The organism is Methylotenera sp. (assembly GCF_030653755.1).
GTDB lineage: Bacteria > Pseudomonadota > Gammaproteobacteria > Burkholderiales > Methylophilaceae > Methylotenera.
This window is the reverse complement of record NZ_JAURYU010000020.1, coordinates 1-21,751: the sequence shown is the minus strand read 5'-3', so window position 1 is coordinate 21,751 and position 21,751 is coordinate 1. Positions and strand designations below refer to the sequence as shown.

The 21,751-nt window shown below is 41.9% G+C and carries 16 protein-coding genes, 1 tRNA gene and 1 pseudogene; 11 read left to right on the top strand and 7 right to left on the bottom strand.

Translation table 11 applies throughout. The annotated features are described in order from the left end of the window. Position 1 precedes the first annotated feature (1 nt). The 6 genes from Q7U33_RS03910 (at position 2) to epsA (ending at position 7,032) form a co-directional block, all read left to right on the top strand. Positions 2–898, top strand: coding sequence for a glycosyltransferase (locus Q7U33_RS03910; protein WP_304858288.1), 897 nt, complete (start codon positions 2–4; stop codon positions 896–898). Then, positions 895–1,836, top strand: coding sequence for an SDR family oxidoreductase (locus tag Q7U33_RS03905; protein ID WP_304858287.1), 942 nt, complete (start codon positions 895–897; stop codon positions 1,834–1,836). Before Q7U33_RS03910 ends, Q7U33_RS03905 begins: the two co-directional genes overlap by 4 nt. A gap of 110 nt (positions 1,837–1,946) precedes the next feature. Continuing rightward, positions 1,947–2,507, top strand: a complete 561-nt coding sequence (locus Q7U33_RS03900; protein ID WP_304858286.1) for a sugar transferase — start codon at positions 1,947–1,949, stop codon at positions 2,505–2,507. A 792-nt stretch (positions 2,508–3,299) separates the two neighbouring features. Beyond that, positions 3,300–5,189 (top strand): nucleoside-diphosphate sugar epimerase/dehydratase, encoded by a 1,890-nt coding sequence (locus Q7U33_RS03895; protein ID WP_304858285.1) that lies wholly within the window; start codon positions 3,300–3,302, stop codon positions 5,187–5,189. A 262-nt stretch (positions 5,190–5,451) separates the two neighbouring features. Beyond that, on the top strand, positions 5,452–5,994 hold the full coding sequence (locus Q7U33_RS03890) for a hypoxanthine-guanine phosphoribosyltransferase (protein WP_304858284.1): 543 nt from the start codon (positions 5,452–5,454) through the stop codon (positions 5,992–5,994). 216 nt (positions 5,995–6,210) lie between these two features. After that, positions 6,211–7,032 (top strand): XrtB/PEP-CTERM-associated transcriptional regulator EpsA, encoded by an 822-nt coding sequence (gene epsA / locus Q7U33_RS03885; protein WP_304858283.1) that lies wholly within the window; start codon positions 6,211–6,213, stop codon positions 7,030–7,032. A gap of 162 nt (positions 7,033–7,194) precedes the next feature. Here the strand turns inward: epsA and Q7U33_RS03880 are convergent. Beyond that, positions 7,195–7,279 (bottom strand) — tRNA-Leu (locus tag Q7U33_RS03880). Between the two features lie 64 nt (positions 7,280–7,343). On the opposite strand from Q7U33_RS03880, the gene rnr reads away from it, so the two are divergent. The 4 genes from rnr (at position 7,344) to Q7U33_RS03860 (ending at position 11,300) form a co-directional block, all read left to right on the top strand. Beyond that, positions 7,344–9,881 (top strand): ribonuclease R, encoded by a 2,538-nt coding sequence (gene rnr / locus Q7U33_RS03875; protein ID WP_304858282.1) that lies wholly within the window; start codon positions 7,344–7,346, stop codon positions 9,879–9,881. After that, positions 9,878–10,630 carry a 23S rRNA (guanosine(2251)-2'-O)-methyltransferase RlmB gene (rlmB, locus tag Q7U33_RS03870; RefSeq protein WP_304858281.1) on the top strand — a complete coding sequence of 251 codons (753 nt, stop codon included), beginning with the start codon at positions 9,878–9,880 and terminating at the stop codon, positions 10,628–10,630. The genes rnr and rlmB overlap by 4 nt, the downstream gene beginning before the upstream one ends. Positions 10,631–10,719: 89 nt before the next feature. After that, the gene (locus Q7U33_RS03865; RefSeq protein WP_304858280.1) at positions 10,720–10,959 is read left to right on the top strand and encodes an AbrB/MazE/SpoVT family DNA-binding domain-containing protein; all 240 of its coding nucleotides are present in this window, start codon (positions 10,720–10,722) and stop codon (positions 10,957–10,959) included. Beyond that, complete coding sequence (locus tag Q7U33_RS03860; protein WP_304858279.1) at positions 10,959–11,300, top strand: type II toxin-antitoxin system ChpB family toxin; 342 nt, start codon at positions 10,959–10,961, stop codon at positions 11,298–11,300. Before Q7U33_RS03865 ends, Q7U33_RS03860 begins: the two co-directional genes overlap by 1 nt. A gap of 170 nt (positions 11,301–11,470) precedes the next feature. Here Q7U33_RS03860 and mqo read toward each other — a convergent pair whose 3' ends face one another. From mqo to Q7U33_RS03830, 6 genes are all read right to left on the bottom strand, one after another. Beyond that, the gene (gene mqo, locus Q7U33_RS03855; RefSeq protein WP_304858278.1) at positions 11,471–12,964 is read right to left on the bottom strand and encodes a malate dehydrogenase (quinone); all 1,494 of its coding nucleotides are present in this window, start codon (positions 12,962–12,964) and stop codon (positions 11,471–11,473) included. Positions 12,965–13,011: 47 nt separating this feature from the next. Continuing rightward, positions 13,012–14,655 (bottom strand): cytochrome c3 family protein, encoded by a 1,644-nt coding sequence (locus Q7U33_RS03850; protein WP_304858277.1) that lies wholly within the window; start codon positions 14,653–14,655, stop codon positions 13,012–13,014. Positions 14,656–14,803: 148 nt separating this feature from the next. Next, positions 14,804–15,634, bottom strand: coding sequence for a hypothetical protein (locus Q7U33_RS03845; RefSeq protein WP_304858276.1), 831 nt, complete (start codon positions 15,632–15,634; stop codon positions 14,804–14,806). A 12-nt stretch (positions 15,635–15,646) separates the two neighbouring features. Then, positions 15,647–18,133 carry an FAD-dependent oxidoreductase gene (locus Q7U33_RS03840; protein WP_304858275.1) on the bottom strand — a complete coding sequence of 829 codons (2,487 nt, stop codon included), beginning with the start codon at positions 18,131–18,133 and terminating at the stop codon, positions 15,647–15,649. A 66-nt stretch (positions 18,134–18,199) separates the two neighbouring features. After that, positions 18,200–19,042 carry a sulfite exporter TauE/SafE family protein gene (locus Q7U33_RS03835; RefSeq protein ID WP_304858274.1) on the bottom strand — a complete coding sequence of 281 codons (843 nt, stop codon included), beginning with the start codon at positions 19,040–19,042 and terminating at the stop codon, positions 18,200–18,202. A 54-nt stretch (positions 19,043–19,096) separates the two neighbouring features. Next, the gene (locus Q7U33_RS03830) at positions 19,097–21,628 is read right to left on the bottom strand and encodes an EAL domain-containing protein (protein ID WP_304858273.1); all 2,532 of its coding nucleotides are present in this window, start codon (positions 21,626–21,628) and stop codon (positions 19,097–19,099) included. 31 nt (positions 21,629–21,659) lie between these two features. Between Q7U33_RS03830 and Q7U33_RS03825 the strand changes: the two are divergent. Next, positions 21,660–21,751 (top strand): annotated as a pseudogene (locus Q7U33_RS03825) (IS1595 family transposase); the annotation flags it as partial.

The following is a 21,751-nucleotide window of genomic DNA, read 5'->3' as shown; positions in this document are numbered from 1 at the left end:
TATGTATTCTGTAGTAGTTACGATGGCAGCTTATAACGGTAGTCAATGGATAAAAGCGCAGACTGAGTCAATTTTATCTCAAAAAAATGTGAATATAACGCTGGTTGTTAGTGTAGATTTGTCTAGTGATATTACAAAAAAAATAGTTCAAGATATTGCATTAAAAAATACTAAAGTGGTCTTTTTAACTGATGGTGAGAGGTTTGGCAGTGCGTCCGCAAATTTTTTCAGATTAATTCGAGATGCCGATTTAGATGCGTTTGATTATATTGCGTTATCAGACCAAGATGATATATGGCAAGCCGATAAGTTACCTCATGCTATCAATAAAATCCAAGAAAACAATATAGATGCTTATTCCAGTAACGTCACTGCTTTTTGGCCAAATGGTCAACAAAGGTTAATCAATAAAGCACAACCACAACAACAGTGGGATTACATGTTTGAATCAGCGGGCCCAGGCTGTACATTTGTATTAACCCGAAAACTTGGATTAGAAATACAAGCTTTTTTAATAGAAAACCAAACGCAATGCCAACAAGTAGCTCTGCATGATTGGTTTATTTATGCATTTGCTAGGTCTCGTGGGTTTAAGTGGTTAATAGACCATGAGTCGCATATGCTCTATCGCCAGCACGCAGTCAATGTAGTAGGGGCAAATGTTGGCATTAAAGCTAAAATACAGCGCTTTAAAAAGTTACGTGAGGGTTGGTTGTTTGAACAAGCTCTAATAATTGCTGAGATATTGGGTTATACAAATATGCCTCCTATACAAAAAATTAAGCGATTGTCATTGTTAGATAGAGTTTGGTTAATCTTTAATGTTAGTAAACTCCGTAGACGTTTGCGTGATCGTATTGCGCTGGCATTTTTCATGATGTTATTTGTAAAAAAATGAAATTACTAATAACAGGTGCTACTGGTTTTGTAGGGGGCTCTTTGATTGGTGCCATTCAGAATACAAACCATCAGGTTTGTTCGGCTGTGCGTAGAATCAGTGCAAACTCACAACAAGCAGATGTTGTTTCCGTTGGCGACATTAATGCAAACACCAATTGGCAGCATGCGCTGACTGGTGTTGATGTCGTTATTCATTTAGCCGCGCGCGTGCATGTGATGCATGAGTTTGAAGCGGACCCTCTGACCGAGTTTCGTCAAGTGAATGTGCAAGGCACACTTAATTTAGCTAGGCAGGCGGTTAAAACAGGTGTTAAACGTTTTATTTTTGTGAGTTCTATCAAAGTGAATGGTGAGCAGACGCAACTCGGCCAGCCTTTTACAGCCTTAGATACGCCTAGCCCACAAGACGCTTACGGTATATCAAAGTATGAAGCAGAGCAGGGCTTGTTGGCGCTGGCTAAAGAAACAGGCTTGGAAGTAGTGATTATTCGCCCACCGTTGATTTATGGCGCTGGTGTTAAAGCTAACTTTGCTAGCATGATGCGTATAGTCCAGCGCGGCATCCCATTACCTTTTGGCGCTATTGATAACAAACGTAGCCTTGTTTATGTAGGTAATTTAGTCAGTTTAATGATTAAGTGTATTGATCATCCCGCTGCTGTTAACCGAGTGTTTTTAGTTTCAGATGGCCATGATATTTCTACCACTGAGTTGTTACAAGCATGCGCAGTTGCGTTAGGTGTAAAGCCAAGACTATTACCAGTACCACAAAAAATGATTGAAGTTGGCGCAGCTTTGGTTGGTAAAAAAGCGGTTGCACAGCGGCTGTGTGGGAACTTGCAAGTGGATATTGAGCATACTCGTAGATTGCTGGGATGGGAGCCGCCAGTGACAGTTGCAGAAGGGCTCAACGCTGTTGCGCTGAATTTGTCTTAACCTGACTAGGTGGAATATATATAATGTTTAAGTTGGTAATTTAACTACAAGCCAATAATGATGCTACGTTGTTATTTTCGCTAGTGCTGTTGCTTTTTGATTGATGATTAATGAAACGTTTATTTGATTTATCTTTAGCATTATTTTCTGCTTTATTTTTAATTTTGCCATTTTTAGTGGTGTGGTTGATGGTACGTGTTACCTCAACAGGACCAGCTTTATATTGGTCTGATAGAGTGGGGCGAAGTAATGTTATTTTTAAGATGCCTAAGTTTAGGTCTATGCGGGTTGATACGCCTGCGGTGGCTACACATTTATTAGCGAACCCTGATCAGTTTTTAACACCGATTGGTTCTTTTTTAAGAAAGTCTAGTTTGGATGAGTTGCCGCAGCTTTTGAGTATTATTAAAGGTGATATGAGTTTTGTGGGGCCACGCCCAGCGTTATTTAATCAAGATGATTTAATTCAATTGCGTACTCAAAATGGGGTTGATAAATTGCTACCTGGTCTGACTGGATGGGCGCAAATTAATGGACGTGATGAGCTACCGATTCCAGATAAAGTAGCATTAGATGTGGCGTATTTGCAACGGCAATCTTTTTGGTTTGATCTGAAAATAATCGTATTGACTTTTGTAAAAGTGTTAAGCAGAGATGGTATTCGGCATTAGGTTGCTTCTGTATAGATATTTCTCTTTGTTTGAATGATATTGAAATAGTTATGTAGGGGCTTTCACTGACAGTGAACTAATATAGTTTCGTTAATTCGTGGTCGATGACCACTCCTACAAAAAGCAGACAATGTGGTTGAAATGACTGCTCTTATGTTTGCAAATTTTATATAGGTAATAGATCTAATGGTTTGTGCAGGAGCGGTCACTGACCGAGAGCTGAGGTGGATTCGTTAATTCGTGGTCGATGACCACCCCTACAAAAAGCAGACAATGGGGTTGAAATGACTGCTCTTAATATTTGCAAATTTTATATAGATAATAGATTTAATGATGTGTGTAGGAGCGGACACTGACCGCGAACTGAGGTGGATTCGTTAATTCGTGGTCGATGACCACCCCTACAAAAGCAGACAATGGGGTTGAAATGACTGCTCTTAATATTTGCAAATTTCATATAGGTAATAGATTTAATGATGTGTGTAGGAGCGGACACTGACCGGGAGCTGAGGTGGATTCGTTAATTCGTGGTCGATGACCACTCCTACAAAAAGCAGACAATTTGGTTGAAATGACTGCTCTTATATTTGCAAATTTTATATAGGTAATAGATCTAATGGTTTGTGCAGGAGCTGTCACTGACCGCGAACTGAGGTGGTTCGGTTAACTCGTGGTCGATGAACACTTTTGTAAAATCGAGATAGTATGTTTAATAAGGTTTCCGTTTGGATTTGCATGTAAGATGGGAATTGAATTTTTTATGTGTTGGTTGGTGAGGCAGAGTGCAAGTAAATGAAAAGAACAATCAGTAATCCACGCACATTTTTTGCGCTATTTCATGATGTGATCGTTGCGGCTATCGCTTGGGTCGGTGCGTATTTGCTACGTTTTAATTTTTCAATTCCGCCTAACTTTGAAGCAGAAATGTTCGCTATTGTAGGATGGGTGGTTTTGCTGCAAGGGCTTGTGTTTGTCTGCTTCGGTTTATATCGTGGTGTTTGGCGTTTTGCGAGTGTTTCTGATCTTAAGCGCATTTTTCTAGCGGTTGGCTTTTCTGCAATGTTGTTAAGTGCATTGTTTTTTATGATCAAAACAAATGTAGTGATTCCACGCTCAGTGTTAGTGCTTGATCCTTTGTTGTTAATATTGTTTATGGGTGGTAGCCGTTTTGCATATCGGGCATGGAAAGAGCATTTGCTTTATGGTCTGACCTTAAAGCAAGGTGAGCCTGTGATTGTGCTTGGTGCTGGTGAGGCCGCTATTGCACTTGTTAAAGACCTTGCTAGAAGCACACAATGGCGTGTTGTTGCACTTTTGGATGACGATACCAGAATGTTGGGGCGTGAAATATTTGGTGTAAAAGTTAAAGGAAATATCCAAGCGCTAGCCTCTGTAAGTGAACATTTAGATGTTAAATATGTGATTGTGGCAATGCCCTCAGCGCACCACCAAACGCGGCGATTAGCGATTGAGCTTGCAAACTCGCTTGAGTTGGAGGTGATGACTGTACCAGCCATTGACGACTTGATGAGCGGTAAGGTGAGCGTTTCTCAAATCCGTAAGGTTGATGTTGAAGATTTGCTAGGGCGTGATGCTGTGAAGCTTGATAGCTCTGGCTTGCAGATGCTGATAGACCATCAGGCTGTGCTTGTAAGCGGTGCTGGTGGGTCTATTGGTTCTGAGTTGTGTCGGCAGATTGTTAAGTATCGGCCTGATACTTTGATTTGTTTGGATATTTCAGAGTTTTCTCTTTATCAGCTTGAGCAGGAGTTAACAGCACTGAAGTTAGAAACTAAACTAGTCTATTTTACTTGTGACGTAAAAAACAAAGTGCGTATTAACCATATATTGACGCAATATCAGCCATCTGTAGTGTTTCATGCTGCGGCCTATAAGCATGTGCCGATGATGGAGAATGGCAATGTCTGGGAGGCGCTGTCTAATAATGTGATTGGGACACATACTTTAGCGCAGGCTTGCAAAAGTCATGGTGTAAGTAAGTTTGTGTTAATTTCTACAGATAAAGCGGTGAATCCAACCAATGTGATGGGCGCAAGTAAGCGTTTGGCAGAAATGGTGTGTCAAGGGTTGCAGAGTGATACAGGCACTCGCTTTGTGATTGTACGCTTTGGTAATGTATTGGGCAGTAGCGGTAGTGTGATTCCTAAATTTCGCGAACAAATTGCTAAAGGTGGCCCTGTGACGATTACGCACCCTGAAATTACACGCTATTTTATGTCGATTCCAGAAGCGGCACAGTTGGTGATGCAAGCTGGCTTGATGGGAAAAGGTGGCGAGATATTTGTCTTAGATATGGGTGAGCCCGTTAAAATTGCTGACTTAGCTGCAGATATGATTAGGTTGTCTGGTTTTAATACAGATGAAATTAAAATTGAGTACGTAGGGTTGCGCCCTGGAGAGAAGTTGTACGAAGAGTTGCTGGCGGATGATGAACATACGATGCCAACGCCACATGAAAAACTGCGAATTGCCCAAGCCAGAACTGCTGACGTTAGCTGGGTAAATAGTTTATTGTTATGGATTGAAGGTTTGCATGGAACGCATGAAGCTCAAATGAAACTTGAGTTATCAAGCTGGGTTGAGGAGTATAGCCCGCAAATTGTTAACGTGGCTGATGCGCATGTTACTCACCTTTCACCGCAACAAGCCACATTGCACTAGCTGTGCCTTTATTTTGGCTTAAAAGCTTTTTAAAGAATGGGGTTTTAAGTAGTGATAGCTAACCCTTAAAGAGTCCTGTTTTGTAGGAGCGCAATTCATAGTGCGAAGATTAGTGGTGTTAGGTTAGGAGTTCACGCTATGAATTATGCTCCTACTACGACGTTGCAAGTGCATGAGTGCTTAGTCAATCTGAGTGCTGGTGGTTCAATAATCACTGAGAGAAAATTACCCTATTTTTTAAATATTTAATGGACTTCAATAATTGAACACTTTGCCTCCCCAACAGCTCCTTGAGCAATCATATATCATCCACCAACCAGAAGCAGTCGTTCGTGCTATTACAAAGATAGCGGCTGAAATTACTAACTCACTGGAGGCATCGTCACCTGTTGTGATTTGTGTGATGGGTGGAGGTGTCGTGTTTTCTGGTCAGTTACTAACGCAGTTACATTTTCCATTAGAGTTAGATTATGTACATGCGAGTAGATATCAAAATAACACGGTAGGGAAGATGTTGGATTGGAAAGCTTTACCCAAATTAGATTTAACAGGGCGTACGGTTTTGTTGTTGGATGATATTCTTGATGAAGGTATTACATTAAAAGAGATCCATGATAAGTGTATGGCCTTGGGGGCTACTAAAGTGCTGACCGCCGTGCTGATAGAAAAAAAGCTCGATCATGAAAAACCAATAAAAGCAGATTTTGTTGGCCTTGAAGTGCCAAACCAATATGTTTTTGGCTATGGCATGGATGTTTATGGATGGTGGCGAAACTTACCTGCGATTTATGCTTTGCAAGCATAGCGCCACATTTTAAACACCTATAGCTCTAAAGTTGTGTGGTTGCTTAGTATTTTTAATGTGTTGTAATTTTGACACTACAGTTGGAGCGATAACAATAACCCCTATGTTTAATTACAGGTTAACTACAACCCATTGATTTTAAATGGTATTAAATTTGGCATCTAATTTGCACGTATTAAGGCATGAGCAAGAACGTTCATGACTAGGTGCAATGAGATGAAAAAAGAATCTACAAATCAATATTTGAATACCGCTGGCGCTATTATCGAGCGCTCATACCAGATTAAAACGCATTTAGATTATTTTGTGTGGCTACAAAATAGTATTGCTGAGCTTATTCCACATGATATGTTACTAGCTGTTTGGGGTGATTTTAAACAGCAACAGGATGGGCAGTTACATTATGACGCAGCCTCTAATTTAAAAGGGTTGTCGACTAGCGTGATCATTGACACTACTGAGAAGACGAACCAATTTTTAAACGATCTGTATGAAATGTGGGTGGCTTGTCGGAGTGCTTGTTTTGTTATTGACGGATTAGAGCACACTGAAATGTGTCGCAACATAAAGTCAATATTTCCTGAACAACTTGTTGAGATCAACTCATTGCTTGTGTATGGCATGAAGGATGAAAGAACGGGTGATGAGTGTTTGTACATATTTTTTAGTAAAGAACATGCGCTGGAAATGGAAACGCAAATGATGGATTTCATCATGCCACACATAGACCATGTTTTAAGAAAGATTAAACCATTACAGTATGACATAGTTGACGCTACTGATAGTACGCTTAGCTTATCAACCTTAAGTGACCGTGAGATAGAAGTAATTAGTTGGATTAAAGCTGGGAAAACTAATCAAGAAATTGGCATGATATTAAGTATTAGTCAAAATACAGTAAAAAGTCACCTTAAAAGAATCTTTCAGAAGTTGAATATTGGGCGAAGAGCTCAGGCGGTTGCTTTGTTGGCAAATGTGTCGTCTGGGAAACTAAAGCAACTTCAATTGCAACAAGGCTCTCATTCCGTCTACAGTTAAATAAATACACCATCGAAGCGTGATTGATTTAATTTTTTGCACCTTTATTGAGGTCACGCATTGATATGGCATACCTAATCACCATTGTTAGCGTTACAATGTAACTTCAATGCAATCATTTGATTGCAAAATCGACAGTTAATTTGTAGTCGCATAACATGATGGTGCCCAAAAGAGGACTCGAACCTCCACATCTTTCGATACTAGTACCTGAAACTAGCGCGTCTACCAATTCCGCCATCTGGGCATTTGCTACAATAAAGTTTAGCAAATCAAGGCGTTGAATTTTATATAAAAGGTAAGCTTTGTCAATGACAAACCATAAAAACAATCATAAGAATAAAAGAAGTAATGACCCTCATGCAGCGCGTGAAGCAAGCCGCTATGAAACACCGCTACCTAGCCGTGAGCTGATTCTCACCACGATGAGTGATCAAGGCGTGCCACTAAGTATTGAGCAGTTGTATTTGCTGCTAGATATTAGTGATGAAGAGCGAGAGGTTTTTAACAGGCGTCTCAATGCCATGGAGCGAGAAGGCCAGGTGATTAAAAATAGAAAGGGTGCACTTTGTATTGCAGATAAGCTTGATTTAATTGCAGGCGTTATCCAAGGGCATCCTGATGGTTTTGGTTTCTTGATTCCAGATGATAAAACGAAGAGTGAGGACTTGTTTTTAAGCCCTAAAGAGATGTCTCAAGTGATGCACGGTGACCGTGCCATGGTGCGCATGAGTGGCTTAGATAGAAGAGGCCGCCCTGAGGGTAAGATTGTAGAAGTGCTGGAACGTAGAACACAGCGCTTGGTTGGACGCGTCATCCGCACAGCGGGTGTGACGATTGTGGCTGCAGAAGACAAACGCATTAATCTGGATATCTTGATTCCGTATCATTTGGACATGCAAGCTAAGCCAGGCCAAGTGGTGATGGTAGAACTCACTGAGCAGCCTTCATCACACGCACAGCCGATGGGTAAAGTGGTTGAGATTTTGGGTAACTATGCCGATAGTGGGATGGAAATTGAAATTGCTTTGCGTAAACATAATCTGCCTCATCAGTTTACCGCTGAGGCAGTAAGTTTGGCAGAGTCTTACCCTAAGCTAGTACAGCCTGAAGATTACAAAGGCCGTATTGATTGCCGTGAAATGCCATTAATTACGATTGATGGTGAAACAGCGCGTGACTTTGATGATGCTGTGTATGCAGAGCCGCAGGGTAAAGGCTGGCGTTTAGTGGTGGCGATTGCTGATGTGAGCTTCTATGTGAAGCCACATGACGCATTAGATAAAGGTGCGCTAGAGCGAGGTAACTCGGTTTATTTCCCTCGACGAGTGATCCCGATGTTGCCAGAAGCGTTATCGAATGGATTATGCTCACTTAATCCTGATGTTGAACGACTATGCATGATTTGTGATATGCAGTTGGATGGTGCGGGTATTGTAAAACAGTATAAGTTTTACCCGTCGGTCATGCGCTCAAAAGCACGGATGACTTATAACCAAGTATTTGAAATACTACAAAACCCAGAAGGGGAGTTAGCGCAAGAATATGCTTGGTTAGTACCGCATTTACAACATTTATACAGTGTGTATCAGTTATCACAAGCGCAACGTGAAAAGCGTGGCGCGATTGAGTTTGAGTCCTCTGAAACCATCATGATCTTTAATGATCAAGGTAAAATTGAGCGCATTGAGCCAAGTACGCGTAATGAAGCGCATAAGTTGATTGAAGAGTGTATGCTTGCCGCAAACGTCTGTGCAGCTGAGTTTCTTAAAAAACATGAACATCCTGCCTTGTATCGTATACACGAAGGCCCAACCCCTGAAAAATTAGAGCTTTTGCGTACTTTTATGGGTGAGTTTGGCTTTGGGGTGGGTGGTGGTGATTCACCGCACGCTAAAGATTATGGCAAGCTACTCGCGCGTATTAAAGATCGCCCAGATGCTCAGCTATTGCAAACAGTGCTACTGCGCTCAATGCAGCAAGCTGTGTATAGCCCAGATAATGTTGGCCACTTTGGTTTAGCTTATGAGGCTTATGCGCACTTTACTTCGCCGATTCGTCGTTATCCTGATTTATTGATTCATCGTGCTATTAAGGCGGTACTCAATGGTGAGCGTTACAAAGCTGGCGATTGGAATAGCTTAGGCGAGCAGTGCTCGATGACTGAGCGCCGTGCGGATGATGCAACGCGCGATGTGACCAATTGGCTTAAATGTTTTTACATGCAGGATAAAATTGGTGAAGTATTTGAAGGCACCGTGGCTGGCGTGACTAGTTTTGGCCTATTTGTAGCATTAGATGGCGTGTATGTTGAAGGTTTGTTACACGTGACTGAGTTAGGAAACGACTACTTTATATACGACAAAGCACGTCATGAGATGGCTGGTGAACGTACTGGTGTGCGTTACCGTCTTGGTGATCGATTAACGGTTAAATTAGTGCGAGTTGATCTAGAAACAACCAAGATTGACTTTACTTTAGCAAATAAAAGCAATGAGTTAGCTGATGAATCTAAAGTTAATTCAACAAAATCGCTAGGTGCCAATAAATCAAGTATTAAAGATCAATCTGCTGTAAAATCCAGCCCTAAATTTGAAGGGGTAGGTGCGCAAAGTACAAAAGCAGATAATGTGAAGTTTGGCGAACCGTTTGGCAAAAAGCCAAAACGTGGGTCACATGCTAGCTTTGGTGATAAACCTGTGAGTACGTCTAAAGCTGGACCCAACAAAGCTGTACCTAATAAAGGTACATCTGAAACAAAAAATAAAACTAAAACCAGTAAACCCAAAAAAGTGGCCAGTAAAGCAACCACAAGTAAAGTAACCACAAAACGTAAGGTAAAAAAATGAGTGACGCACGTATTCTATTTGGCTTTCATGCGGTATTAAGCCGCTTACGCCAGCACAGTGCTAGTGTGCAAGAGATTTTAATTGACCGTGACCGTGTTGATGCACGTATGAAAGATTTGCTTAATATGGCAGAGATATCAGGCGTACGTACGATGCAGGTTGAGCGTAGCCGCTTAGATGGCATGGCAGGCATGAATGGTCGACACCAAGGTGTGATTGCGCGCGTGGTGGATACGCCTATTCCGTACAAAGATATTCATGATATTTTAGAGTCAGATTTAACTGAGCCAGCGTTCTTTTTGATTTTGGATGGCGTAGAAGACCCGCATAACCTAGGCGCTTGTTTACGTGTCGCTGACGCGATGGGCGTACATGCGGTGATTGCACCTAAAGATAGAGCGGCTGGACTTAATGCGACTGTACGTAAAGTAGCTTGTGGTGCGGCGGAAACCGTACCGTTTATTGCTGTGACAAACTTAGCAAGAACGATACGCGAGTTAAAAGAGGCTGGGGTGTTTGTGGTTGGCACGACGATGGATGCGCCAAGTACATTGTTAAACACAAAGCTTAGTGGCCCAATTGCGATTGTTTTAGGTGCAGAAGGTGACGGCATGCGCCGTTTGACGGCTGAAACTTGTGATGCGCTGATGACGATTCCTATGTTTGGCTCGGTAGAGAGTTTGAACGTGAGTGTAGCGAGTGGTATTTGCCTATATGAAGTAAGGCGTCAAAGAAGTTTAGCTGTATAGCTTCGTTTATATTAGGTAATAGGATATTCGTATTATTTGATTTAGTAATTAATTGTATATACAATGAAGATACATTGATGGAGGCGTAAATGAAATTAAATATACAAAAGTGGGGAAATAGTGCCGCTATTAGGTTGCCAGCTACAATGTTGACTCAAATTGGAGCATCAATTGGTGATGCAGTTGAGGTAGACCCAAAAGCGTTTCATGTAGCAAAGCCTAAATATAAGTTAGCCGATCTTTTAGCTCAATGTGATGAGAATGTGCTGGCTCCGCTTGATATGTCGTCATGGGAGGTTTCATCTCCAGTAGGCGCAGAGATTCTTTAATGGCAAGTTTTGAACGTGGAGACGTAGTGCGAGTTTGTTTGAACCCGACTGTTGGTCGCGAGACTCAAGGAGACTTTCGTCCTGCACTGGTGTTATCAACTGCTGAAATGAATAAACTTGGTACGGCAATTATCGCCCCGATAACTCAGGGTGGTGATTTCTCGCGCTACGCTGGATTCGCAGTATCGCTTACTGGTACAGGTATGAACACCCAGGGTGTTGTGCTGGTTAATATGATCCGTTCTGTTGATTTAAACACACGCGCAGCAAAGAAAATTGAACGTGCACCACAAGTGGTAGTTGATGATGCACTTGCTCGACTACAAGCTGTGTTTGAATAAATAAAATTGAAAATCTAGTTTTGTGCTGATTTCAAGTACGTATGCCGATACCTTTTATTTAACTCTTATTATTTAACCATTGTTTACCATCTATCTGTAACTATGGTTCAGTGGTTCAACTGATAGGGTGGTGGTTTTACAATACTTTCCTATCAATTAGATTTGCCTAATTATCGTAAATTCAACACTTGTAAGGTGCGGCTCCGCACTTGCTCTAGTAATTGACTATCATCTATCAGTGACTCTCCGTAGCTAGGTATGAGTGATTTAAGTCTACTGTGCCAAATTTCTGATTTATGTTCTGTCTTAAGTTTGTCTGGAAAGCAACGCTCAATGACGTTGATCATTGCTTGAACCGAAACTGATGCACCAGGGGATGCTCCCAGTAATGCGGCAATGCTGCCATCTTTTGCGGCAACAATTTCTGTACCAAACTCTAATTTTCCGCCTTTTTCATCACATTGCTTAATAATTTGTACGCGTTTCCCTGCGTTTTCTAAATGCCAGTCAGCATCAGTTGCTAGTGGATAAAATTCTCGCAAGGTGGTGACGCGTGACGAGTGCTTTTGCAATGCTTCACCAATTAGATAGCGCGTTAGATCCATGTTGTGGCGACCTGCACCTAATAAAGATTTTAGATTGCTAGGCTTAACGGACTTAAATAAATCTAAGTAAGAGCCTTTTTTCAGAAATTTGGTGGTGAATCCTGCGTATGGGCCAAATAATAATGCTGGCTTACCATTGATAATGCGCGTATCTAAGTGAGGAACCGACATAGGTGGCGCGCCAATTGCAGCTTTTCCGTAGACTTTGCTGTTGTGCTGTTTAACGACTTCGGGATTGTTGCAAACCAACCATTGACCGCTCACAGGGAAACCACCATAACCTTGGCTTTCTGGGATGCCTGATTTTTGGAGTAGTTTTAATGCGCCGCCACCTGCGCCTAAGAAAACAAAACCCGCTTCAATTTTAGTGTGTTTTTTGGTGTTAAGGTCTTTAATATTGACCTGCCAATGACCATTATCCAGTTTTTTAAGGCTCGTCACTTCAGTACTTACATTTAACGTGAAGTTTTCTGAATGGCTTACATGGTTAATCAGCTCACGCGTTAGCGCCCCAAAATCAACATCTGTGCCATAACTTACGCGCGTTGCAGCTACCTTTTCATTGGTATCTCGCTGCGCCATGATTAGTGGCATCCACTTTGTTAGCTGTGTAATCTCATCAGAGAATTCCATATCTTTAAATAATGGATGTGCTTTAAGTAAGTGATAGCGTTTACGTAAGAATTCAACATTGTCTTCGCCCCAGACAAAGCTTAGGTGTGGTGTTTTATTGATAAATTTGGTGGGTGCTGGGAGTGCATTTTTTTCGACCAAGCTGGCCCATAACTGTAAAGATACTTCAAAAGAAGCATTGATTGCCAAGGCGCGACTAATATTGACGTTGCCAGCATTATCGACAGGCGTGTAATTTAACTCACAGTAACCTGCATGCCCAGTGCCTGCGTTATTCCATGCATCTGTACTTTCGGCAGCAATTGAGGGTAGGCGTTCTACCATCATCATGCTCATAGATTGATCAAGCTCATTGAATAAAGTGGCTAACGTGGTGCTCATCACGCCACTGCCTACTAAGAGTACATCTACTTTTTTAACGGTCATATTATTTCAGGGTGATATGTTTGAATTTTATTGAATATTAACAACTATTATTTTTCAGTCGCTGCGGGTAATGTGTTTAATATGTCTATATCTTTAGTGTCTACCTTGGCGCCAGTGATGAGATCATAACCTTGATGTGCGTTGTGGAAGGTGTGGCAAGACATGCAACTACTTGCAATGCGCTTATGCTTTTGCGTATTGCCAGAGTGACAGAGCAAGCATGATTGCCGATTAGGGATTGCCACATCAGCACTGCTTTCGGATGTTTCTACTTTATGGCAAGAAGTGCACTGTTGTGTGTGGTGTGCGGCATGGTTGAACTGAGCTTTCGTCAACCAATCATTGTTAAGCCACAATGGCATCACCTGCCAAGGTAATTTGTCTCCTGCTTTTGCAGGTTGTATTTCGTGGCAATAAGCGCAACCGTTGTTTTTGAGCTGGTCTGAGTAACGATCAAACTCTTTAGGTGCATATAGTTTTAAAGCGTTAAACATGTTTTGTTCATCACCATGCGGTAAGGTTAACTTGTTATCTTTAGGGCCAATTTGAAGCTCACTTGTATGGCAAGTGCTACAGTTTTTTCTGAAAGAGAGCGCTTTAAAACGCATTTCTTTACCTTCAGCTTGATGGCAGCTGGTACATGACAGCTCGCGCACATCCCAAATGCCATTAGGTCCTTGTACTTTCCCTATATGTTGACTATGTGGGAATTTCAAACCTGATTTTTCAATGAGTTTTGATTGGTCCGATTGAGGAATGCGCTCAATGTCTTTATCACTAGGCCCTGTCTTAAAGCTCAATTTAAAATCAGGGTGTTGTTTCTCAAAATCACGGATGTTGGGTAATTTTGTTTCTGGATCGATGGTCTTGATTGCGCCGTGACATTTAATGCACATGTTATTGTCTTGGCGTGCAAGTGGGTGCGGAGCCTTGTGCTCTTGGTGGCACTCTGCACAGCGCATACTGCCAATAAAACGGTGGGCAGCTTTTAATGACCGCTTTTGTAGTTCTGGATCAGCAATGTGAGGTGCGGTATCTTGATGACAGTTTACACAGGCTTTGTCTGATACCTTTTTAAGTGGTGCTTGATGGCAATTAAAACATTGAGAGCCAAAATGACGATGAGCCGTGGAAATGCGACCAGTACTCCATACGCGGTCAAAGCCGAATGGTAGCTCTGACATGGATGTTTGCAATTGTGGTATTAGATTTTGGGCTAAAGGCAATACCAAGAATACTAGTGAGATAATTGCAATTAACCACATTGATAAACGCCATTTGAACTTAAAGGCATTTGGTAAGGGCTCATGCGTACGCGCTTTAAGGTCTTGATAGTCATCAGGCAACGGTTGAACAAGGGTTAATGAGACCGATAAATTAACATCAGGAGGCGCAGGTTCAACATTGAGTTGATATGGACCAATCATGATTTGTTTGCCTGGCGTGAGCTTAATGTTTTGCAACATTGCACCATCGACTTCAATTTCACCATTTAGACTGACAACGTAAACATGACCATCATCTAGCTCTTTAATGACTGCATGATGCATAGCGATGCGAGGGTCAGACAGATGAATGTTGCACTCCGCACTACGGCCAATCATTAGCTCTGTGGCGTTGAGCGTGCGGTAGCTACGGGCAGGAAGTCCCCGTGAGTTAGTGGTAATTTTAATTAACAAACAATTAATCATAAAAAGTTCTATTCATTTTTTTGCTTTTGTTTTTGCTTTGTTTGGCATTGTTATTTTTTTTATTTCAAATGCATTCGATATACAGTGTTGTTGTGCATTGTGAAGTTTTATAACACATATTTTAAACTTGTAATATTTAGGCTTGTAATTACCAATAAACAAAGACGGCAATAATGTGCGCGAGCATCGCTATTAATAAGCCTACTGTAAATGGCACATGTAAGTATAGCCAAATACCAAGTCTTGCACGGTACATGAGGTCTTGTCGTGCGCGCTTTACCAAAGACTCACGCCGTACCATGATTGAATATAGCTCGCGATAGAGTTTGCGTTGATCTACAGCTAAATTTTGACCGAGTATTGTGAGCTCTTGTACCGCTTTTGCAGAAGGGCAGTTTGGTTGAAAACCGCTTAATTGGTCAATTAAACTTAAGCCAATGGAAGTTTCTCGACATGCGCGTAATACGACATTGTTGATCTCATCTGGCATAAGAACGGCAATTTTACGTGCGAGTTTATCTGCTTCAGCGATTCTTAACAGTAGGCCGTCTAGGCTATCTTCACCCATGTTTTCTGTCATTTTACGTGGGTAAATCATGTAGGTGTAGTTGCCAAAGAACCCACTGATGACAACAATCAACAGTAACGCATAGGCAAGGGTATGGATATTAAGCCCAAAATGAAAGCCGCTATGTAATGTGACAAAAACGGTGAGGGCTGTGCCTAAGTAAATATGTGCTGATAGCCAGCCTTGTGTTGCGCCTGTGCCACGATAGCGACGTTTTCTGATGCCATACCAAGTCATCCATAGCACCATGAGTGCTGATATTGACCCTAACGTATAGCCAAGCCAACTGCCTCCGTAATGACCAACGGCAGGCTCGAAAAACAAAAAAGCAGCGAATGCAATTAATATAATAACGACGGCTATTTTGAAATAGCGATAGTTTTTATAGTCGAACATATTGCTTTGTTGCATTAAATATTTCCTTTATGCATCATCTAACCCTAATAGGTTGTGTTCATCAGCGCTATTAGCGGCATTGTTGCTTGCATAGCCTAAAAGCTCTTCAGGATTTACCCGCAAGGCAGCACCAACTGGGCACGCACGAACACATACTGGTCCATCGGCAATGTCTTTACACATGTCACATTTAACGGCTACTTTTGTATTGTTAGTTGAAGCAACTTGTTTAGGTTGAATACCCAAGAGCATTTGCCATAAGCTTTGCTCAGGTTGATCTTGAATGACCGCCATTTGAATCACATCGTATGGGCAATTTTGTTGGCAGTTGCCGCAACCAATGCAGCTATCATCAATGTAAACTTCGCCATGTGGTGCGCGATGGATTGCGTCAGGCGGACAATCTTTCATGCAGTGCGGATGCTCACAATGACGGCAAGACGTAGGTACGCGAATGTTGGCATATATGGGGCCCGTATCGCGATCTAGTCGTGTTGCGCCGCCGTGCGTATCTGCACAAGCTTGCTCGCAGTGATTACAACGTACACATAATGATTCATCAATCAATAAAACGTCTGTTGCTTCACCTACGCCTTGTTGTATTAAAAATGAAATTAGGCTGGATTGCGTGGTTTGATTAGAAAAACTACTGCCACCTTCAGCTGAGGTTTCTAATTGCTGTCTTTTTTCCTGCTCTTGCAAATGTTGTAAGTAACGTGCATCTAGTGATGCGCGCACTTCAGGATTACGCGCAATAATGCCTTGCATGCGTGCCACATCAATTAAAATGGCTTCAGTCGCAATGGCTGCACGTACTGTTGCATAGCGAGGCTCGCCAGAAATTAATGACATTTCACCAACGTAGTTGCCTGCGGCCACATAGAATAAAACAACTTCTCGACCTGTCATCATGCGTGAAACCGTGACGGAGCCCCGCCTGATGAGGTAAAGCCCATCAGCTTCGTCGCCTTCATGAAACAACTCTTCACCCGCAGCATATTGTTTAATAACAGCATGTGATGCTAAGTCATTGAGGTCATCTTCACTTAAAGTTAGGCCAATACATGCATGCACAATACGTTTAATGGCCACTTCATCCAGTGTTCTGCGCATGGCTTGCACTGAATTGATGAGCTTTAATATGACGCGACGAGGTGTTTCAATGAGTGCGCATTGTGTTTTAGCTCTTACTGTGGCAATTCTGCGGCGGCCCGACAACAAGCCCATTTCACCAAAGAACTCGCCGCTTTTAAACGTATCATCTGGGATGTCATCTTCATCGATGAGCATTTCCAGCTCACCTTCAACGACAAAAAAGAACGAGGTGCTGTAGTCGTTACGCTCAAAGATGATGTCGCCTGGTGCGGGTAATAGAATATTACTTTCTAGAATCAGCTCTCTCAGTTGTAGCGAGTTGAGTAAGCGTAATAATGGAACGCTACGCTGGATTTTATCAAGCACGTCTTCAATGCCGCGGTCAGAACAAAAACTAGCAAATTTTTCTCTCAGTAATGCGGTATCTGCCGCTTCAACTGGGTTGCCTAGAATATGCTCAATGACTTCATAACCTTGGTTAATCCCTTGTTTGATCAGAGGGTAACCCGCAAGGGCCCCAATAATATATAAGCCAGGTACGTTAGATTCGTAGCGAGATGAAAGCACTGGCAGGGCGGCTAAGTCTGCAGTAGGAAAAGCAACGCCGAAGCTTTCAAGTAAAGGCCTAGAAGGAAGTGCACCAAGACGTGCAATAATCCGATGACATGGAATACGCTCAACGCCTTTGGGCGTGTCAGCAAATAAGGTAATTGGAAACTCACCTTTGCTGTTTTGCTCAACAGATTGCGGACGGGTTTCTAACAACCAATCTAAAGCGCCTCTTTGTCTTGCTTCAGTGAGTTGAGTAAGGTTGCTTTCCTTACAATTGCTAAAGTCTTCCGCACGGTTTAAGACAATCACCTGATTGCGGCCAGTTAAAGCCAGCGCATTTTCAACTCCCGTATCACCACCACCAACGACAACAATAGTTTCATTTTGGTAGGCTTCTGGATCATCTAGTTGATACTGAATTTGAGGTAAGTCACCGCCAGGGATTTCCAGTTTACGCAAATTACCTTGCACACCAATGGCTAATATCACGTTATCCGCAGTGAATGCGTCACCATCACTTAACTCTACTTTTAAAGGTTCAGTTTTACTATCTGGGCCACCTTCACGCGAGATTGCAACCACTTTTGCTTGGTATCGTATATTAATTTGATATTTTTCAATCAAGCTTTCCCAAGCATCTAATACAGATTCACGAAGTGAGGCAGCAAAGGGTAGAGGGCTTCTTAACGGTAAGCCGCGAGGCTCCGCCATGACCAGTTTGCGGCGTTGATAATTGCGAATTGTATTGGCTGCTGCTTCTGTGGCTTCTAAAACGAGATAAGACAGCTTTTGTTCAGATGCCCGTGCTGCTGCTGATAAGCCGCTAGGCCCCGCACCAATAATAATGACGTCAAAGTGATTGCGCATGAAAACGTTAACAAAAGCGATTATGTGAGACTAGATTATATGTCAAAACATGCGGGTAGATTGACGTTAAAAATTGCAGCAAGGCAATAATTGCAAGTTCCAAAGCATTTTTAGACTTAATAGTGTGAGCAGTAATGCAAATATCTTTTTAAGCGTAGCTACTGGGAGTTTTTGTGTCAGGTTCGCCCCGAGTGGCGCAGCAAAAAAGCTGGTGATTGAAATAACCAACACGGCAGGTAAATTAATAAAACCATAGGTATATGGAATAGATGGCGTATGCGACCAGCCGCTTAATAAGTAGCCAAAGCTACCTGCCATTGATAATGGAAAGCCAATAGCAGCTGACGTACCGATGGCTTTTTTGATGTCAATGTTGCGCCAAGTAAGATAGGGTACCGTAATGGAGCCGCCACCGATGGAAACAATCGCTGAAATGGAGCCTATGCCGATTGACGCGAGCATGAGCTCAACTCGGTTGATATTCTGGTGAGTGCTGGATTGATTGTTTTGATGTTTGCTTTTTTTAGCATGATGGAGCATCTGTATAGCGACGTAACCCATAAAACAAGCAAAAAATATTGCTAGCGCTTTTGAGCTAATCATCGCGGCAATAAAAGTGGCTGTAAACGTACCTAACACTACGCCTAACACCATTAATTTTACTAATGGCCAAACCACAGCCCCATTCGCATGGTGCGCACGTAGGCTAGATAATGAAGTTACCATGATACAAGCCATAGACGTGCCAAGTGCTAAATGTACAACTTGATCGACTGGGATGTTTTGGCTTAAGAATATGGCGGTTAGCATCGGCACTAGTACGCCACCACCGCCAATCCCTAATAGGCCTGCTGCAAAACCAACAAAAGTACCAAGTGCCAGAAAAGTTAAAATTAAATCAATGTTCATGCGTGGTGTAATTAATGCGTGGTGTAATGAATAAGGGTAAGTTGATGTAGTCTTTTATTCAGTGAGAAGTTTAGCAACTTCCTCACTTGGTAGCGGTTTGCTAAAATAGTATCCTTGGATTTCATCGCATTCATGTTGAATTAAAAAGTTTAATTGCTCTTGTGTCTCAACACCTTCTGCAATGGTTTTAAAGCCCAAGCTTTTTGCCATGCTGATAATCGCGGTAATAATGGCTGCATCCTGAGGATGGCTACCTAAGCCTCTCACAAAAGATTGATCTATTTTGAGTTTATCAATCTTGAATTTTTTCAAGTAACTGAGTGAGGAGTAGCCTGTACCAAAATCATCAATAGAAAGTCTGACTCCTAGCGCGTTTAATTGGTTTAGTACATTGAGTGTGCGTTCAGAGTCTTCCATTGCGATCCCTTCAGTGAGCTCAAGCTCAAGCATATTAGGGTTGACTTTGGTATCTCTTAGAATTTGGCAAACACTACTGTAGAGCGTATCTTGATGGAACTGAACAACCGATAAATTGACCGCCACAGGTACGGCTTTTAAGCCGGCGCCTTGCCAAGCGGCGAGTTGCTGCACTGCTGTACGTAATACCCAATCACCTATTTCAGTAATAAGGCCACTCTCTTCAGCAATCGGGATAAATAAAGCCGGTGAAACTAAACCTTTTTGTGGATGTTGCCAGCGTATTAATGCTTCTAAACCAATAATTTTTGATGTTTTAGTGTCGTATTGCGGTTGGTAATGTAACAAAAACTCTTGATGCTCTATTGCATTGCGTAGCTCATTTTCTAGTTGTAAAACATCATTGGCTTGTTCATGCATTTGGCGTGCAAAAAATTGAAAATTATTACGCCCCTCATGTTTAGCGCGGTAAAGTGCAGCATCTGCAGATTGTGTTAACTGTTCAAAGTTATGCCCATCTTGAGGATAAGCTGCAATCCCTATGCTAGTCGTTAAAACGATCCTTTGACCATTGAAACTAAAGGGTTGTGCAATGATTTCCAGCAGTTTTTTAGCGACATGTGCAGCACCTTCTGCGTCGGTATTCGGCAGTAAAATAATAAACTCATCGCCACCTTGGCGGCATACAGTATCACCTGGGTACAAGCTCACCAACAAGCGCTCGGCTAGTTCTTTCAATACATGGTCACCAGCAGTTGGACCTAATGACTCGTTAATAAATTTGAAGCGGTCAAGATCAAGGTACATTAATGCGACGGTACTTTTTGAACGTTTAGCTGAGGCTAAAGCAAGTGTCGTTCTATCGTTTAGTAGCGTTCTATTAGGTAGGTTGGTCAATGGGTCAAAGTTACTTAAGAACTGTATACGTTCTTCCGCTACTTTACGTTCTGAAATGTCTGTGATAATGCATATATGCTGAGTAACTTTTCCATGTATGTTTTTAATGGTGCTGATTGAAAGCCATTGAGGGTAAAGCTCACCATTTTTTCTACGGCTGGCAACTTCACCTTGCCAATAACCAAATCTACTAATGTTTTCCCACATTGCATCATTGAAAATGGGGTTTGTATTGCCTGAAATAAGAATATCAGGCGTTTTTCCAATCACATCATCAGACTCGTAGCCTGTAATCGTCGTAAACGCTCTGTTGACTGAGATAATTTCATTTCCACCATTAGTAATGAGTATACCTTCACGGCTGGATTCAAAAACCTTAGCATTAATGCGTAATTTTTCTTCAGCATTTAGCCGTTCTGTAATATCAAGCCATGCACCGATGATTTCTACAGGTTTTCCATTGTCATCACGAATCAGCATGACCTGATCCTCAATCCATATATAGTCACCATTAGCATGATTAAATCGATAATGATGATTTAATGTGCCAGTTTCGAATAAGCTCTCTTGAGCGACTAAAACTTTTGGCATGTCTTCAGCGTAAATATGGTTCATCCAAAAGTCGTGCTCCACCCATTTTTCTTTTGGATAGCCTGTCATTTTATAGACGTTCTCACTAATGAAATCAATAGTAAAACCATCATTGTTATTTGCTTTTAGCGTGTAAATAACAGCCGGACTAAGGTTGATGATTTGGCTAATGTGTTTGTGCGCGTGATCAAGCGCTAAAGCAAGTTTGTGTTGTTTAGCCTCTCTGTCAAAATTGTCTAGCGCAAAGCTGATGTCTCCAGCCATTTCTTGTAGCAAAGCAATTGCTTCGTCATCAAAAGCATTAATATTTTCATGGTACACATTGAGAACAGCAAACGGTTTTTGATTACGCTGAATTGGGATAGAGATACATGAGCCCCATCCAAATGCCTTGGCTTTTTCATGCCATATCGATGTAATAGGGTCGTTTGAAAAGTCGTTAACAATGATCGTTTGATTACATCTTAATGCACTGCCTGTCGGCCCGAGCCCCTCTGGTAGACTTGCGTCTGCTGATACGATTAAGCCATCAACATAATCAATACCATTCCCGTAGACTGCTACGGGTAAAATTTGTTGGCTTTCTTCATCAAGTTGGCCAACCCAAGCCATTTTCATACCGCCAAAATTGACAGAGCAACGGCAAACAACTGAAAATAAATCATGGGTCTTAGGAAGCAAAGCACTAATTAAAGTGTGATAACTTCCTGAAATGGTTAATAAAAATAGATACTACAGCCGTTCTAAAATCACAGAGGCTAAATTCAGGCAGCTTGTGCGCTGTTTTGCCCTGGATTTTACTGC

What these genes read in the sequence shown, in the direction of transcription:
- Q7U33_RS03910 (WP_304858288.1), top strand. Translation starts at nt 2, where the DNA reads ATGTATTCTGTAGTAGTTACGATGGCAGCTTATAACGGTAGTCAATGG.
- Q7U33_RS03865 (WP_304858280.1), top strand. Translation starts at nt 10,720, where the DNA reads ATGAAATTAAATATACAAAAGTGGGGAAATAGTGCCGCTATTAGGTTG.
- Q7U33_RS03850 (WP_304858277.1), bottom strand. Translation starts at nt 14,655, where the DNA reads ATGATTAATTGTTTGTTAATTAAAATTACCACTAACTCACGGGGACTT.
- epsA (WP_304858283.1), top strand. Translation starts at nt 6,211, where the DNA reads ATGAAAAAAGAATCTACAAATCAATATTTGAATACCGCTGGCGCTATT.
- Q7U33_RS03845 (WP_304858276.1), bottom strand. Translation starts at nt 15,634, where the DNA reads ATGCAACAAAGCAATATGTTCGACTATAAAAACTATCGCTATTTCAAA.
- Q7U33_RS03895 (WP_304858285.1), top strand. Translation starts at nt 3,300, where the DNA reads ATGAAAAGAACAATCAGTAATCCACGCACATTTTTTGCGCTATTTCAT.
- Q7U33_RS03840 (WP_304858275.1), bottom strand. Translation starts at nt 18,133, where the DNA reads ATGCGCAATCACTTTGACGTCATTATTATTGGTGCGGGGCCTAGCGGC.
- mqo (WP_304858278.1), bottom strand. Translation starts at nt 12,964, where the DNA reads ATGACCGTTAAAAAAGTAGATGTACTCTTAGTAGGCAGTGGCGTGATG.
- Q7U33_RS03900 (WP_304858286.1), top strand. Translation starts at nt 1,947, where the DNA reads ATGAAACGTTTATTTGATTTATCTTTAGCATTATTTTCTGCTTTATTT.
- Q7U33_RS03905 (WP_304858287.1), top strand. Translation starts at nt 895, where the DNA reads ATGAAATTACTAATAACAGGTGCTACTGGTTTTGTAGGGGGCTCTTTG.
- Q7U33_RS03835 (WP_304858274.1), bottom strand. Translation starts at nt 19,042, where the DNA reads ATGAACATTGATTTAATTTTAACTTTTCTGGCACTTGGTACTTTTGTT.
- rlmB (WP_304858281.1), top strand. Translation starts at nt 9,878, where the DNA reads ATGAGTGACGCACGTATTCTATTTGGCTTTCATGCGGTATTAAGCCGC.
- Q7U33_RS03860 (WP_304858279.1), top strand. Translation starts at nt 10,959, where the DNA reads ATGGCAAGTTTTGAACGTGGAGACGTAGTGCGAGTTTGTTTGAACCCG.
- rnr (WP_304858282.1), top strand. Translation starts at nt 7,344, where the DNA reads ATGACAAACCATAAAAACAATCATAAGAATAAAAGAAGTAATGACCCT.